The sequence below is a fragment of the Streptococcus sp. HMSC076C08 genome (assembly GCF_001810825.1).
Lineage (GTDB): Bacteria > Bacillota > Bacilli > Lactobacillales > Streptococcaceae > Streptococcus.
Map to the genome: position 1 here is coordinate 213,319 of NZ_KV802721.1, position 13,946 is coordinate 227,264.

At 41.2% G+C, this 13,946-nt stretch carries 18 protein-coding genes; 6 read left to right on the forward strand and 12 right to left on the reverse strand.

Going from position 1 to position 13,946, the window contains the following annotated elements:
* Positions 1-35: 35 nt before the first annotated feature.
* The 4 genes from metG to HMPREF2766_RS02625 form a co-directional block, all read right to left on the reverse strand.
* A complete protein-coding gene (gene metG, locus HMPREF2766_RS02610; protein WP_070567570.1) occupies positions 36-2,033 on the reverse strand; it encodes a methionine--tRNA ligase in 1,998 nt (665 codons plus the stop codon).
* A gap of 135 nt (positions 2,034-2,168) precedes the next feature.
* Entirely contained in the window at positions 2,169-3,428 is a 1,260-nt protein-coding gene (locus tag HMPREF2766_RS02615) for an ABC transporter permease (RefSeq protein ID WP_007519837.1), read from the reverse strand.
* A 1-nt stretch (position 3,429) separates the two neighbouring features.
* Positions 3,430-4,131, reverse strand: a complete 702-nt coding sequence (locus HMPREF2766_RS02620) for an ABC transporter ATP-binding protein (protein ID WP_070567571.1) — start codon at positions 4,129-4,131, stop codon at positions 3,430-3,432.
* Positions 4,115-5,299: an efflux RND transporter periplasmic adaptor subunit gene (locus HMPREF2766_RS02625; RefSeq protein WP_070567573.1), complete on the reverse strand. Its 1,185-nt coding sequence runs from the start codon at positions 5,297-5,299 to the stop codon at positions 4,115-4,117. Before HMPREF2766_RS02625 ends, HMPREF2766_RS02620 begins: the two co-directional genes overlap by 17 nt.
* A gap of 266 nt (positions 5,300-5,565) precedes the next feature.
* Between HMPREF2766_RS02625 and gor the strand changes: the two genes are divergently transcribed.
* The 3 genes from gor (at position 5,566) to HMPREF2766_RS02640 (ending at position 8,542) form a co-directional block, all read left to right on the forward strand.
* The gene (gene gor / locus HMPREF2766_RS02630; protein ID WP_049520702.1) at positions 5,566-6,912 is read left to right on the forward strand and encodes a glutathione-disulfide reductase; all 1,347 of its coding nucleotides are present in this window, start codon (positions 5,566-5,568) and stop codon (positions 6,910-6,912) included.
* Positions 6,913-7,055: 143 nt separating this feature from the next.
* Positions 7,056-7,592, forward strand: coding sequence for a biotin transporter BioY (locus HMPREF2766_RS02635; RefSeq protein ID WP_049520701.1), 537 nt, complete (start codon positions 7,056-7,058; stop codon positions 7,590-7,592).
* A 392-nt stretch (positions 7,593-7,984) separates the two neighbouring features.
* The gene (locus HMPREF2766_RS02640; protein ID WP_070567575.1) at positions 7,985-8,542 is read left to right on the forward strand and encodes a TetR/AcrR family transcriptional regulator; all 558 of its coding nucleotides are present in this window, start codon (positions 7,985-7,987) and stop codon (positions 8,540-8,542) included.
* Between the two features lie 33 nt (positions 8,543-8,575).
* On the opposite strand, the gene HMPREF2766_RS02645 is transcribed toward HMPREF2766_RS02640, so the two are convergent.
* Positions 8,576-8,794, reverse strand: coding sequence for a YdbC family protein (locus tag HMPREF2766_RS02645; protein ID WP_000807419.1), 219 nt, complete (start codon positions 8,792-8,794; stop codon positions 8,576-8,578).
* Positions 8,795-8,897: 103 nt separating this feature from the next.
* On the opposite strand from HMPREF2766_RS02645, the gene HMPREF2766_RS02650 reads away from it, so the two are divergent.
* Positions 8,898-9,218: a hypothetical protein gene (locus tag HMPREF2766_RS02650; protein ID WP_070567577.1), complete on the forward strand. Its 321-nt coding sequence runs from the start codon at positions 8,898-8,900 to the stop codon at positions 9,216-9,218.
* A 27-nt stretch (positions 9,219-9,245) separates the two neighbouring features.
* Here HMPREF2766_RS02650 and HMPREF2766_RS02655 read toward each other — a convergent pair whose 3' ends face one another.
* The 7 genes from HMPREF2766_RS02655 to rpsP form a co-directional block, all read right to left on the reverse strand.
* The gene (locus HMPREF2766_RS02655) at positions 9,246-9,584 is read right to left on the reverse strand and encodes an ATP cone domain-containing protein (protein WP_001196045.1); all 339 of its coding nucleotides are present in this window, start codon (positions 9,582-9,584) and stop codon (positions 9,246-9,248) included.
* An 11-nt stretch (positions 9,585-9,595) separates the two neighbouring features.
* The gene (trmD, locus tag HMPREF2766_RS02660) at positions 9,596-10,315 is read right to left on the reverse strand and encodes a tRNA (guanosine(37)-N1)-methyltransferase TrmD (protein ID WP_070567579.1); all 720 of its coding nucleotides are present in this window, start codon (positions 10,313-10,315) and stop codon (positions 9,596-9,598) included.
* The gene (gene rimM, locus HMPREF2766_RS02665) at positions 10,305-10,823 is read right to left on the reverse strand and encodes a ribosome maturation factor RimM (RefSeq protein WP_070567581.1); all 519 of its coding nucleotides are present in this window, start codon (positions 10,821-10,823) and stop codon (positions 10,305-10,307) included. The genes trmD and rimM overlap by 11 nt, the downstream gene beginning before the upstream one ends.
* A 30-nt stretch (positions 10,824-10,853) precedes the next feature.
* Positions 10,854-11,642 carry an alpha/beta hydrolase family protein gene (locus tag HMPREF2766_RS02670; protein ID WP_070567582.1) on the reverse strand — a complete coding sequence of 263 codons (789 nt, stop codon included), beginning with the start codon at positions 11,640-11,642 and terminating at the stop codon, positions 10,854-10,856.
* A gap of 98 nt (positions 11,643-11,740) precedes the next feature.
* Positions 11,741-12,073, reverse strand: coding sequence for a MazG nucleotide pyrophosphohydrolase domain-containing protein (locus HMPREF2766_RS02675; protein WP_070567694.1), 333 nt, complete (start codon positions 12,071-12,073; stop codon positions 11,741-11,743).
* A 41-nt stretch (positions 12,074-12,114) separates the two neighbouring features.
* Positions 12,115-12,354, reverse strand: coding sequence for an RNA-binding protein KphA (kphA, locus tag HMPREF2766_RS02680; protein WP_000379617.1), 240 nt, complete (start codon positions 12,352-12,354; stop codon positions 12,115-12,117).
* A 19-nt stretch (positions 12,355-12,373) separates the two neighbouring features.
* Positions 12,374-12,646: a 30S ribosomal protein S16 gene (gene rpsP / locus HMPREF2766_RS02685; protein ID WP_000268760.1), complete on the reverse strand. Its 273-nt coding sequence runs from the start codon at positions 12,644-12,646 to the stop codon at positions 12,374-12,376.
* Positions 12,647-12,861: 215 nt separating this feature from the next.
* Between rpsP and HMPREF2766_RS02690 the strand changes: the two genes are divergently transcribed.
* Together HMPREF2766_RS02690 and HMPREF2766_RS02695 are read left to right on the forward strand one after the other, a co-directional pair.
* Complete coding sequence (locus HMPREF2766_RS02690; protein WP_070567584.1) at positions 12,862-13,668, forward strand: peptidylprolyl isomerase; 807 nt, start codon at positions 12,862-12,864, stop codon at positions 13,666-13,668.
* A gap of 27 nt (positions 13,669-13,695) precedes the next feature.
* On the forward strand, positions 13,696-13,935 hold the full coding sequence (locus HMPREF2766_RS02695) for a zinc-ribbon domain-containing protein (RefSeq protein WP_000600215.1): 240 nt from the start codon (positions 13,696-13,698) through the stop codon (positions 13,933-13,935).
* The last annotated feature ends 11 nt before the right edge of the window (positions 13,936-13,946 follow it).

The window sequence follows — 13,946 nt, forward strand, 5'->3', positions numbered from 1 at the left end:
TACGAAAAATAGAAAACTGTTTTTATCTATAGATTTTATCCAATCACACTTCCGTTTGGTACAGCTGGATCAACTGTGAGAAGAGTTAATTTGCCATCATGTTCAGCTGAGAGAATCATCCCTTGGCTGACATATTTTTTCATCATCTTGCGTGGTTTGAGGTTGGCAACGATTTGGACCTTCTTGCCGACCAATTCTTGTTCGTTTGGATAGTATTTGGCAATTCCTGAGAGGATTTGACGATCTTGACCATCACCAGCATCTAGGCGGAATTGGAGCAACTTATCAGAACCTTCCACTTTAGAAACTTCTTTGACTTCTGCGACACGGATTTCAACCTTATCAAAGTCTTCAAACTTGATTTCATCCTTGTTGAGTTTGAGTTCAACTTCACCTGGATTCCATTCTTTCTCGACAGCAGGCTTGTTGCCTTCCATTTGTTCCTTGATATAGGCGATTTCTTCTTCCATATCCAAGCGTGGGAAGATTGGTGTTCCTTTGGCAACAACAGTCACACCCTCAGGGAAATCAGCCAAGCTCAAGTTTTCTAGGCTAGAAACTTCTGCGAGACCAAGTTGAGTCAAGACTGCACGACTGGTTTCCATCATAAATGGTTCAATCAAGTGAGCTACAACACGAAGGCTAGCTGCCAAGTGGCTCATGACACTTGCCAATTGGTCGCGAAGGGCTTCATCCTTAGCCAAGACCCATGGGGCTGTCTCATCGATGTATTTGTTAGTACGAGAGATAAGTGTCCAGACTGCTTCTAAAGCACGTGGGTAGTCAACTGCTTCCATGTGTGTATGGTAGTCTGCGATTGATTGTTCTGCAACCTCAGCAAGAGCATTATCAAACTCTGTTACACCCTCTACATAGGCAGGGATTTGACCATCGAAATACTTGTTGATCATAGAAACCGTACGGTTAAGGAGGTTTCCGAGGTCATTTGCCAATTCATAGTTGATACGACCTACATAGTCCTCAGGAGTGAAGGTTCCGTCTGAACCAACTGGAAGACTACGCATGAGGTAGTAACGAAGTGGATCCAGCCCAAAACGCTCTATCAACATTTCAGGATAGACAACGTTCCCTTTAGACTTAGACATCTTGCCGTCTTTCATGACAAACCAACCGTGAGCAATCAAGCGGTCTGGCAATTTAACATCCAACATCATAAGAAGGATTGGCCAGTAGATGGAGTGGAAACGGAGAATATCTTTTCCGACCATGTGGAAGACTGTTCCGTTCCAGAACTTGTCAAAGTTAGTATGATCGTCTTGACCATAACCAAGAGCTGTCGCATAGTTAAGGAGAGCGTCAATCCAAACATAGACAATGTGTTTTGGATTTGATGGAACTGGTACTCCCCATGTAAAGGTTGTACGAGAAACCGCTAAGTCTTCCAAACCTGGCTCAATGAAATTACGTAACATTTCGTTGAGACGACCATCTGGAGTGATGAAATCAGGGTGCGATTTGAAAAATTCAACCAAACGGTCTTGGTATTTGCTGAGGCGAAGGAAATAAGACTCTTCTGAAACCCACTCCACTTCGTGACCTGATGGAGCGATACCGCCCGTTACATTTCCAGCTTCATCACGGAAAACTTCCGCAAGCTGACTTTCTGTAAAGAATTCTTCATCTGAAACTGAATACCAGCCAGAGTATTCACCCAAGTAAATATCATCTTGAGCAAGCAAGCGTTCAAAGACCTGGGCTACAACTTTTTCATGGTAGTCATCAGTGGTACGGATAAATTTATCATATGAGATATCAAGTAATTTCCAGAGTTCTTTGACGCCAATCGCCATCCCATCAACATAGGCTTGAGGTGTGATGCCAGCTTCTTCAGCTTTTTGCTGGATCTTCTGACCATGCTCGTCAAGACCTGTCAAATAAAAGACATCGTAGCCCATGAGACGTTTATAACGCGCTAGGACATCACAAGCGATGGTTGTGTAGGCAGAACCGATATGAAGTTTACCAGATGGATAGTATATCGGTGTTGTAATATAAAAATTCTTTTCAGACATAATTTTTCCTTTCCAGGCAAATGAAACCTGTTTTTCTAACACTTCATTATATCATATTTTTAGTGATTTTCGATAGGAAAATCCATACAAAAACAAGACAGACAACTGTCCATCTTGTTTTTTCTGTTCTATATCTTATTCATAACGAAGGGCTTCGATTGGATCGAGCTTAGACGCTTTATTGGCTGGCAAGACTCCAAAAATCATCCCAACACTGGCTGACACAGCCAAGCTAAAGAGAGCGATTGGGAGGGAAACCCCAACTTCAATACCTGCAATCATGTTTTGAAGCAGTACTCCAGCTAACATGGTCATTCCAGCAGCAATCCCAAGACCGATGACACCACCTAGCAAGGTTAAGATCATGGATTCAATCAAAAACTGTACCAAGATATTAGCCCGAGTAGCTCCGAGAGCTTTCCGCAGACCAATCTCACGCGTGCGTTCCGTCACCGAAACCAGCATGATATTCATAACACCAGTTCCTCCGACAAAGAGAGAAATTCCTGCGATGGCACTGATAATGGTGGTCATAAAACCAAATAGTTGTTGTACCTCTTGGAAGGCGGCAGTTGCATCCGCAACTTGGTACTCCCCTTGCTGAAGACCAGCAATCTCAGTCAATTTTCGAGCCAACTCTGGTCCCAAGGTCTGCGTTAGACTAGTATCATTGACACGAAAGACGATGTTCGAGATTTCATCAGTATTAAAATTGGCTGCGAGGGAGATATTAGTCGTAATTGGAAGACCACCAATCCCAAAGGCTTTAGCAGTTTTAGCTTCATTGCTAGTATAAACGCCAATCACACGGTAACTAAATTCATTGACAGAGATGACTTGATTAACCGCAGCTTCTGGACTATCAAACAAACTCTTGGCTAGTTCTTCGTCCAGCAAAATCACACTGGCAAATTCCTTGTAGTCTTGCGGTCTTAGACTTCTACCCGCAACGATTTCATTTTCAACTGCGTTCATGTAGGTGCTATTTCCGCCTGTCAGAGTGGCTCGTTCAACCTTCTTATCCTTATAAGATAGGGTGACGTTGGTCGAGTTGGTGACATAGTAACTGTCTACTCCTTTGAGTTTGGCAGCTTCCTTGACCCAGGATTCTAGTGGTTTTGGTGGTTCAACATGAACATCCTCTTCTTTCCCACTGACTGTCAAAGCGGATTGTTTCTGCGTAAAGGAACCGTCCTTGCTTTTGATAGGAGAGAAAAAGACATGGATATCCTTCTGTGATTTGGTCATGTTTTTATTGACCTGACGAGACATGGAGTCTCCCAGAGCCATGATGACAACGACAGACGAAACTCCGATGATAATCCCAATCATGGTCAGGAAGGAACGCATCTTGTGAGCCATGATGGATGAAAAGGCAAATTTCAGATTCTGCATCTTAGTTTTCCTCCTTTTCTACCTGAGCACTGTCGGACGAGATGATCCCATCACGAATAACAATCTGGCGTTTGGCATAGGCCGCAATCTCAGGCTCGTGCGTGACCATGATAATGGTTTTCCCTTCCTTGTTTAACTCCACCAACAGCTGCATGATTTGATTTCCCGTCTTGGTATCCAAGGCTCCTGTGGGCTCGTCTGCTAGGATGATAGAGGGATTATTTACCAAGGCACGGGCAATCGCTACACGTTGCTTTTGACCACCTGATAACTCGGAAGGCAAATGATGACTGCGCTCCGTTAGCTCAACCTTTTCCAGAAATTCCTCAGCCAATTTCCGACGTTTTGAAGCCGAAACTCCAGCGTAAATCAAGGGCAACTCGACATTTTGAAGAGCATTAAGCTTGGACAAGAGAAAGAACTGCTGAAAGACAAAGCCGATTTGCTGGTTGCGGACCTTGGCCAATTGTTTCTCTCCAAGACCTGCCACTTCTTGACCTTCAAGATAGTACTCTCCACTAGTTGGTGTATCCAACATTCCGATGGTATTCATCAACGTAGACTTACCAGAACCAGATGGTCCCATAATGGCAACAAACTCACCTTCATGAACTTCTAGACTGATATTTTTAAGGACCTGCAGTTCTTGGTCACCATTTCGATAACTTCTACAGATATTTTTGAGACTAATTAGTTTCTTCATCAGCCTTCACCTCTTTTCCTTCTTCCAAGGAAGATGTTGGATTACTGATGACCTTGGCACCGTCTGTCAAACCTGAAGTAATTTCTTGGTTGTCTGCATCCGCATTCCCCAAAGTAACTTCTACCTTCTTCGCTTTTTTCTGGTCGTCAACGAGCCAGACATAGTTTTTGTCATTTTCGGTAACGACACTTGTTAAAGGAACCAAGATAGCCTTACTCTTGTTCTTAACTTCCACACTGACAGAGAAGCCTTGTTTCAACTCTCCGATATCGCTGGTCACATCAACAGTATAAGGGTACTTAGAGCCAGTATTTCCTCCAAGGGCTGCATTTGCTGCTTCTCCGTTGTTTTTAGGATAATCAGAAATATAGCTGATTTTTCCTGTCCAGCTCTTATCTTGGTAAACCTTCGAAGTAAAGGTAACTTCTTGGCCTACAGAAAGGTTAGCAAGGTTGTATTCAGACAACTCCCCTTTGACCTGCAAGTTTTCATTACTTACGACATGTACTACCACTTGGCTATTACCTGTTGGCGATTTGGAGACATTACGATTAACTTCAACTACAGTCCCTTCTAGTGTACTGAGGACAGTTGCGGCATCTAGCTGTGCTTGAGCCTTGTTAAGCTGAGCCACAGCATCTGCACGGTTATCCTTGGCATCACTGATTTGAGAATCAATAGAAGATACGGAAGAAGTCGCTGCTTGCGCTTGTTCTGGGAGTCCTGCTTCTGTTGGAACTTGTGGAGAAGCTGGTACAGCTGATGCATTTTCACGAGCTTTGTTTAACTCCTCAATATGACGGTCTGCCTTTGCAACTGCACGATCGGCTGCATCATAGGCAGCTTGAGCATCTGCACTGCTGTATTTGACCAACGCTTGCCCTTCTTCGACCTTGTCCCCGACTGAAACGAGAATTTCATCTAAATCTCCCTTACTAGCATCAAAATAAACGTATTGTTCATTTTTTGCTGTAACCGTACCTGATAAGAGAACCGATGAAGCAACAGAACCTTCCTTAGCGGTAATGATATGGGAGGTTTCATCCTTGACTGCTGACTGGGAAGGTTGTCTAAAAATCAAAATCCCCGCAGCACCGATAACAATAGCACTGGCAACACCAATCGCTGTGTATAATTGCCATTTTTTTGCCTTTTTATTTCTTTTCATTTTTAAGCTCCTTTATTCTTTTGCCTTACAAAAACCATTATATCAGAAATACCAAGCCCAAACAATGACAGTTCAGATGGAAACAATGACAATTCAGGATCATTATTTCGTTCGGTATTCGTTTGTTGGATTATTGTGCTAGATATATAATACAATATCTTTTTGAATTTGGCAAGCGTTTTTATAATTTTTTTATCGTAGCAGATTTTTGCATTCAAAAAATAAAAACGATAGAATATGACTATCAAAGCTATAAGGAGTTTTCTATGAGAGAATATGATATCATCGCCATCGGTGGAGGAAGTGGCGGCATTGCCACTATGAACCGCGCTGGCGAACACGGTGCTAAAGCTGCTGTTATCGAAGAGAAAAAATTAGGTGGAACCTGCGTCAATGTCGGCTGTGTTCCTAAAAAAATCATGTGGTATGGAGCGCAAATCGCTGAAAGCTTCCACCACTACGGCCCTGACTATGGTTTTACAAGTTCAGATGTTCAATTTGATTTCGCAAAACTTCGTCAAAATCGTGAAGCCTACATCGACCGTGCCCGCTCATCTTATGATGGAAGTTTCAAGCGCAATGGGGTTGATTTGATTGAAGGTCGTGCTCATTTCGTTGATTCCCACACAGTCAGCGTCAATGGTGAATTGATTCGTGCCAAGCATATCGTGATTGCGACTGGGGCTCGTCCAAGCATCCCAACTATTCCTGGAGCTGAACTCGGTGGCAGCTCAGACGATGTCTTTGCTTGGGAGCAACTTCCTGACTCTGTTGCGATTCTTGGAGCTGGCTATATCGCCGTTGAATTAGCAGGTGTTCTCCACGCTCTAGGAGTAAAAACGGATTTGTTTGTCCGTCGTGATCGTCCCTTGCGTGGTTTTGACAGCTACATCGTTGAAGGTCTTGTCAATGAAATGGAAAAAACAGGTCTACCTTTACACACACATAAGGTACCCGTCAAGCTCGAAGAAACGGAGCAAGGTATTACCATTCATTTTGAAGACGGTTCTAGTCACACTGCAAGCCAAGTTATCTGGGCTACCGGTCGCCGTCCAAATGTAGACGGTCTGGAGTTAGAAAAGGCTGGCGTCACACTCAACCAACGTGGATTTATCCAAGTGGATGAGTATCAAAATACAGTTGTAGATGGCATCTACGCCCTTGGAGACGTTACTGGTGAGAAGGAACTGACCCCAGTAGCCATCAAGGCAGGACGCACCCTATCTGAACGCATCTTCAACGGGAAAACAAATGCTAAGATGGACTACACGACTATCCCTACTGTTGTCTTCTCCCACCCAGCAATCGGAACCGTTGGTTTAACTGAGGATCAAGCTATCAAAGAATACGGCCAAGATAACATCAAAGTCTACAAGTCAAGCTTTGCATCTATGTACTCAGCCGTTACAAACCATCGTCAAGAGTCTCGCTTCAAACTCATCACCGCAGGTGCTGATGAAAAAGTTGTTGGACTTCACGGACTTGGTTACGGAGTGGATGAGATGATTCAAGGATTCGCTGTTGCCATTAAGATGGGGGCAACCAAGGCGGACTTTGATGCTACAGTAGCTATCCACCCAACCGCTTCAGAAGAATTTGTGACCATGCGCTAATTATCGCAAGAGACCTCTTGAGGTCTCTTTTTACTTGCAAAATCGGCCGTTACAAAATTGTTACCTTTAATTTAGAAACTGGTTGACTTTTCTTTCTAAATTAGTATAATAGTTACTATAATTTTGAAAAGAGGTTAACAGTTTTGAAAAAAGCTCATATCTATGCCATTCCTGCTATCGGCGCTGCTCTCATCGCTGTATTGGCACAAATCAGTCTCCCTATCGGTCCTGTCCCCTTCACTCTGCAAAACTTTGCGATCGGTCTGATTGCTACTGTTTTTAGACCCAGAGAAGCTGTTCTATCTGTAGCTCTCTATCTCTTGCTGGGTGCCATTGGTTTACCTGTTTTTGCAGGGGGAGGAGCTGGATTTCACGTTTTAGTCGGCCCAAGTGCAGGTTATCTTTGGTTCGACCTTGTCTATGCTGGACTTACATCTTATCTCATCCATCAAAATAGTGGCTACATTCGCATTTTCCTAGCCAACCTCTTGGGTGACTCCCTCGTCTTTGTCGGAGGCATTCTCAGCCTCCACTTCCTAGCTGGTATGCCATTTGATCAGGCACTAGCTGTCGGTGTCCTTCCCTTTATCCTCCCTGATCTTGGTAAGATTATTGCCATTAGTTTCATTAGTCGTCCCCTACTCGAAAGATTGAAAAGCCTTCCATATTTTTCAAGATAAAAGAATAGTCCAGAACAATTGTTCTGGACTATTTCCATTCTAAGAATCAACTATACACTATTTAGATACTTGACTATTCTTATACCAGTATGAATATTAATCGTTTTATTCTTCAAATTACAGCTATTAACGATATGCAAAGTAGAAAAGTATTCTAATTGATTCAAACCAAATATGCTTCCATTGATTTTGGATGCTTAGCAATTGTATACTTTTCAGAAAACGTATTTTCACTGAGAGAGCTATATTTTATAAATTATTTGTGATACAATAGAGCTACCTAAAAGATTCAGAAAATTTAATGTTCATTGATTGTTTATATTAACTTGAACATTCTGATTTTTCTTCATTCAAAAATAACTGTAAATAATTATAAGAAGAAAGGTAATTCTATGGCAAAGAATACTCGTGAGCTAATCATTAAAGCTCTCATCACACTAGCTAAGAAAAATCCTCAACGTAGTTCCTTTACAATGACTGAAATTGCTGCTGAAGCTGGTATTTCACGACAAGCGATTTATCAAAAGCATTTTAACAACTTTGAAGATATTATCGAATACATTCACGAAGAGACCAATCAGCACATTTTTAACGTCTTTAATAAGTACTGCCCTAGCAATGATGGAGATCCTATCAGCTTTTTAGCAGACCATATACTTCCTCTCATATACGAAAAAAGGGAAGTTATTAGCACCTTGTATACCACACAAGTCGACCCATGTTGGAAGGAATTTCTGCGTGGAATATACTCAGAGTGGGTACTAAAGAATGTCAATTACCAACTGAAATATAATTTTAATAAAGAGGACATCGCTTATATCATTACGACCATGGCAATCTCTTTCATTGAAGTCTGGATTCGTAAAGATAATCCAATCCCACCTGAAGAGTATAGAGAGACTTTCATTCAATTGTCTAAGACTTCTCTCTGTGACTATATTGTGTCCTAAAAAAAGAATCTTGAGTTGCACTCAAGATTCTTTTTATTGTCCCCCTTTAAAGGCATCGACCATTACCTGAAATTCTTCATTGGAAAGCGTGATTCCTTTGCCCATTTTAGTATGGTCAGGACTCCAAGAACGAATATCAAACTTTGCTGGTGCTCCATTAAAGCTGACTCTATTTAGTTCTTTTGTCCATCCTTTGTCATTTTCAGACAAGGTGAGCAAGTGTTCTTCAATCTCAAATGTAAATTCTGCCATTTTAACTCCTTTATGTGATATGCTTTCTATAGTCTATTCGTAAAAATCTTGTGGTTTTTAGGAAAATTTTATATAATGTGGATATATAAGAAGGGAGGATTCTATGAGACAGACATTCAAACTAGTTCTAGATAAACTACATGGTTTTCTCAATGGGAATGATGATCATCCTCAAATCGAGGACAACTCCCTCACTGCTATGATTGAACAAGCCATCCGTAAAAAGACGGCTGTTCATGTCATACTTGCTGAGACAAGTTTTACGGGTGATATTGTCAAACACGATGCTAATCGCCAACAAATTATCGTCAAAAATTTTTCAAAAAACGTGACCCGAATCATTCGTATCAGTGACATTAAGCGACTTCGTTTCGTTCCCTCAACTGTACAAAAAGCTCAGAAAAGTCTATTTAAGAAAGAGTGAGATGTTCTTTGCATCCCACTCTTTTTCTTAACGGATTTGTTCAAAATGAAGGTGAACTGCGATATGGTCGCCATAACCACTTCTCTCCAAATCGCGTTGCAAGCGATAAGAGATATAGTGTTCTGCAATGGTAATGTAGCCAGCTCCAAGTAAGCGGTGCTCGACCATTGATTGGATCATGCTGATAGTCGCACGTTCCACTTTTGCTTCTTCCAAGTCCAAAACGACTTTTTTAGTAACTTGCGCTAGGTTTTGACGCAGGTCATCGGTCAAAACATAAACTGTTTGAGCTGCCTTTAGGACAGCTTGGTAAATTTTATCTGGATCAAATTCAGCAATTTCTCCATTACGTTTGATTACTTGCATAAGGTTCTCCTTTATTCTTTGTTTTCTTTGATTTCAGCCAGCATCTTTTCTTCTTCGGCTGTCAGTTGATAGTTTTCTAGCAGGTCAGGTCTGCGCTCGTAGGTTTTCTTTAGACTCTCATAGAGCCGCCACTGGCGAATCTTTTCATGGTGCCCACTCATGAGCACATCTGGCACGACCATGCCTCTATAGTCATAAGGGCGAGTGTACTGAGGATATTCAAGAAGTCCCGAAGAGAAGCTATCATCTTGGTGGCTAGACTCCTTACCAATCACTTCTGGTATCAAGCGCACGGTCGCATCAATCATGGTCATGGCCGCCAATTCTCCTCCAGTCAAAACATAGTCTCCTAGGGAAATTTCATCGGTTACCAAGGTCTTGATACGCTCGTCATACCCTTCATAGTGACCACAGATAAAGATTAGTTCCTCTTCCTGAGCCAAATCCTCAGCGTAAGCTTGATCGAACTGTTTTCCAGCAGGATCAAGAAGAATGACACGGGGATTTTTCTTTTCAATGGCATCAAAGGCATCGAAAATAGGTTGGGCACGGAGCAACATTCCTTGACCGCCTCCGTAGGGCTCATCGTCAACATGACGGGCGTTTTCAGCGTATTCTCTGAAATTATGATACTGGATATTCAAGAGCCCTTTTTCTCGAGCCTTCCCAACAATCGAGTGTTCCAGCGGAGAAAACATCTCTGGAAAGAGGGTTAAAATATCAATCTTCATCGTCTAACCCTTCTAAGATTTCCACTTCAACCCGCTTGTTTGGAATATCAACATTGAGAACTACTGGCGGAATGTAAGGTAAAAGCAAATCACGCTTACCTTTTCGTTTGACCACCCAGACATCGTTGGCACCTGGTTGTAGGATTTCCTTGATAGTTCCTATCAAGTTATCTCCCTCGTAAACATCCAAACCGATAATCTCGTGATAGTAGAATTCTCCATCATCTAAATCGTTCAAATCTTCCTCAGCGACCTTGAGACTATAACCCTTGTACTTTTCAATCGCATTGATATGATACATGTCTTTGAATTTGATAATGTCAAAGTTCTTATGCTTGCGGTGACTTGCAATGGTCACTGTTTGAACAAACTGATCTTTTTCATCAAATAAAGCCAGCTCTGCCCCTTTTTTAAAGCGTTCTTCAGCAAAATCCGTCACAGACAAGACTCGCATCTCACCCTGTAGACCCTGCGTATTGACGATTTTTCCAACATTAAAGTAGTTCATCTTGTCTCCTGTACTCTCCTTCTTTCCATCTTATTCTGACAATTCTCGAATAATATTCGCAATTTTTTCTGATTCTGACCATTGTAAATAATGGTGATTCCCTCCTAAAATGAGCTTAGTATTGGAAGTCCAATACTCTGATTCTCTGTACTCTTTTTCTCTATAAGCCTGACAAAAAATAAAAACGGGAATATGAGCTTCTATAGATACATTCTCAAAATCTTTCTCAGTAATCTCACAATATATATGAAATTCTGGAACTTGTCTTTCCAACTCTGAATCTTTTTCTTGCACTAAATCCCAGATTTCTTCATTAGTTTCAGAGCTAAATGCTGCTTGAGTTATGTTCTTAAAATAGACTTCGGGGCCACACTCTTCAATCAGTCTCATTTGCTCTTCCATTTCTGGATAAGGATTTTCTGAAAAATCAGAAAACATTACTTTTTTAGTTGTTGGTTCAATTGCTACTAAAGCCTGACACTTAATTGATTTGTTCATCAATTTGCAAGCTAAAATTCCACTCAAACTATGTGCACAAAGTATATATTCATAAATCGCCAATTCTTCAAGTACTTCATAAACCGCGTCTACAAGATTGTCCAGATTTTTTCCAGATTGGTCATGAATCGGACTCCTACCTGTGTTTGGAAAATCAATTGTCAAATAACCAATTGTGGGAGGAAGTTTTTCAAGTATAAGTGAAAAATTTTCATAACTTGGTAGCAAACCTGCGCCATTTAAACAAACAAGCACTTTCTTTTGCTTTTTATAAGTAACAGAGAGGCTGCCAATTTTTGTAGTTACTTCAAATCGTTTCATAAAGAAATCCACTCATTCTATAACAATGATTTATTAAAAACCCTTATCCTTTATTTTATCACGTTCTAGGGATTTTCACAAGTTGAAGAAAAAAGACACTATAGATATTTTCCCTCCAGAAATTCTTCCAAATCTCGTTCATGCTGGTACTTAATGGCAGCCTTCTTATCTTTGTCAAAGATGCTTTTGGTTAGGTCAATATCGTTGATGGCCGCAATTGCGACAGTGTAGTGAATAATATCTGCCAGTTCTTTGGCTAGTTCCTCATTTGAGTCCTGGACACCCTCTTTTCGACCAGAGCGCCCATTCAAGACCTCTGCTACCTCTCCGACTTCCTCCACTAGCTTGATAAAGAGGCCTTCCTCGGTTCGAGATTGCTGGTAATGTTCGAGTAAGTAAGCTTGTAATTGTCTAAACGTTAAATCCTTCATCTTCTCCTCCACAAAAAAACGAGACATCTGTCCCGCTTTTTTTATTTTTCATCGATAACGATTCTTACTTTTTTGTCTTCAGTTGGGACAGAGTAGACAATCGTTCTTATCGCTGAGATAGTGCGACCCTTACGACCGATAACACGACCGACATCGCTTTGGTCAAGATCCAAGTGATACTCCAAAAATTCTGGTGTGTCTTCGATCTTGATAGTTAAGGCATCAGGTTGTGAAATCAAAGGTTTCACAATCGCAATAATGAGATTTTCAATCGTATCCATCTGTCAACCTACTTTAAACTTATTTTGAGAATTTAGAATCGTGGAATTTTTTCAATACGCCTTCTTTTGAAAGGATGTTGCGAACTGTATCTGAAGGTTGAGCTCCATCAGCCAACCATGCAAGAACGCGGTCTTCTTTCAAAGTCACTTGGTTTTCAGCAACAAGTGGGTTGTAAGTTCCAACTGTTTCGATGAAACGTCCGTCACGTGGTGAACGTGAGTCTGCTACGTTGATACGGTAGAAAGGTTTTTTCTTAGAACCCATACGAGTCAAACGGATTTTAACTGCCATTTTTTAATGTCTCTTTTCTTATTTTTTATTTCGGTGAAATAGCTGAGCTATTTAGCACATGTTCCATTATAGCAGATTTTCGACAGGTGTCAAGAAAAAAACTTGACAGAGTTTTAATTTTTTTACTACTAGAAATTTTTAGTAAAATCATTAACATTTGAAATCACCTCTCTTTTAGGGTACAATGGTAGAAATGAATTTTTGAGAGGAAAACAATGAAAAAACTAGCAACCCTTCTTTTACTATCAACTGTTGCCCTTGCTGGATGTACTAGTATCCAACGTGGTCTCCGTGGTGATGACTATGTTGACTCGAGTATCTCAGCTGAAGAAAGCTCAAAAGCAGCTGCTCAAGCTGCCAAAGATTTGAATGACGCTTTGACCAATGAAAATGCCAACTTCCCTCAACTTTCTAAAGAGGTTGCCGAAGATGAAGCTGAAGTCAGTTTACACACAAATCAAGGCGATATACGAATCAAACTCTTTCCAAAACTAGCACCTCTTGCGGTTGAAAACTTCCTTACTCACGCTAAGGAAGGCTACTATAACGGCATCACCTTCCACCGTGTCATCGATGGCTTTATGGTCCAAACTGGAGATCCTAAGGGAGATGGTACAGGTGGACAATCTATCTGGCATGATAAGGATAAAACAAAGGACAAGGGAACTGGTTTCAAAAATGAAATCTCTCCTTACCTATACAATATCCGAGGAGCCCTTGCTATGGCTAACACTGGACAACCAAACACCAACGGTAGCCAGTTCTTCATCAACCAAAACTCAACAGATATTTCAGCTAAACTCCCTACAAGCAAGTATCCAAAGAAAATCATCGAAGCCTATAAAGAAGGTGGAAATCCAAGTCTAGACGGCAAACACCCTGTCTTTGGTCAAGTCATCGATGGCATGGACGTTGTTGACAAGATTGCCAAAGCTGAAAAAGATGAGAAAGACAAACCAACTACCGCTATCACCATTGACAGTATCGAAGTAGTCAAGGACTACGACTTCAGCAAAAAATAAGCCATCAACAGATAAGGAGACGATGAAATGATTTTATTTTGGGGTTCTAAAGGTTATCAGAAAGATTTGGGACATACGCAAACTGCGATCGAATGTGGTCACTGTAACAATGTTGACACTTGGGAGATTGTAGAAACTGGACGCAAGTTCACCCTCTACTGGATTCCACTTTTCCCTTATGGTAAAAGCTACTTCGTTTCTTGTCCGATTTGCCACTATGGTAAAGAAATTGAGAAATCTGAAGTTGAAAGCTTTTTAAATTACTAGTCAAAAAAGCC

Coding starts and splice junctions, on each gene's coding strand:
- HMPREF2766_RS02615 (WP_007519837.1), bottom strand. CDS start 3,428: ATGCAGAATCTGAAATTTGCCTTTTCATCCATCATGGCTCACAAGATG.
- HMPREF2766_RS02640 (WP_070567575.1), top strand. CDS start 7,985: ATGGCAAAGAATACTCGTGAGCTAATCATTAAAGCTCTCATCACACTA.
- rimM (WP_070567581.1), bottom strand. CDS start 10,823: ATGAACTACTTTAATGTTGGAAAAATCGTCAATACGCAGGGTCTACAG.
- trmD (WP_070567579.1), bottom strand. CDS start 10,315: ATGAAGATTGATATTTTAACCCTCTTTCCAGAGATGTTTTCTCCGCTG.
- HMPREF2766_RS02690 (WP_070567584.1), top strand. CDS start 12,862: ATGAAAAAACTAGCAACCCTTCTTTTACTATCAACTGTTGCCCTTGCT.
- rpsP (WP_000268760.1), bottom strand. CDS start 12,646: ATGGCAGTTAAAATCCGTTTGACTCGTATGGGTTCTAAGAAAAAACCT.
- HMPREF2766_RS02670 (WP_070567582.1), bottom strand. CDS start 11,642: ATGAAACGATTTGAAGTAACTACAAAAATTGGCAGCCTCTCTGTTACT.
- HMPREF2766_RS02675 (WP_070567694.1), bottom strand. CDS start 12,073: ATGAAGGATTTAACGTTTAGACAATTACAAGCTTACTTACTCGAACAT.
- metG (WP_070567570.1), bottom strand. CDS start 2,033: ATGTCTGAAAAGAATTTTTATATTACAACACCGATATACTATCCATCT.
- HMPREF2766_RS02655 (WP_001196045.1), bottom strand. CDS start 9,584: ATGCAAGTAATCAAACGTAATGGAGAAATTGCTGAATTTGATCCAGAT.
- HMPREF2766_RS02695 (WP_000600215.1), top strand. CDS start 13,696: ATGATTTTATTTTGGGGTTCTAAAGGTTATCAGAAAGATTTGGGACAT.
- kphA (WP_000379617.1), bottom strand. CDS start 12,354: ATGGATACGATTGAAAATCTCATTATTGCGATTGTGAAACCTTTGATT.
- gor (WP_049520702.1), top strand. CDS start 5,566: ATGAGAGAATATGATATCATCGCCATCGGTGGAGGAAGTGGCGGCATT.
- HMPREF2766_RS02650 (WP_070567577.1), top strand. CDS start 8,898: ATGAGACAGACATTCAAACTAGTTCTAGATAAACTACATGGTTTTCTC.
- HMPREF2766_RS02645 (WP_000807419.1), bottom strand. CDS start 8,794: ATGGCAGAATTTACATTTGAGATTGAAGAACACTTGCTCACCTTGTCT.
- HMPREF2766_RS02620 (WP_070567571.1), bottom strand. CDS start 4,131: ATGAAGAAACTAATTAGTCTCAAAAATATCTGTAGAAGTTATCGAAAT.
- HMPREF2766_RS02625 (WP_070567573.1), bottom strand. CDS start 5,299: ATGAAAAGAAATAAAAAGGCAAAAAAATGGCAATTATACACAGCGATT.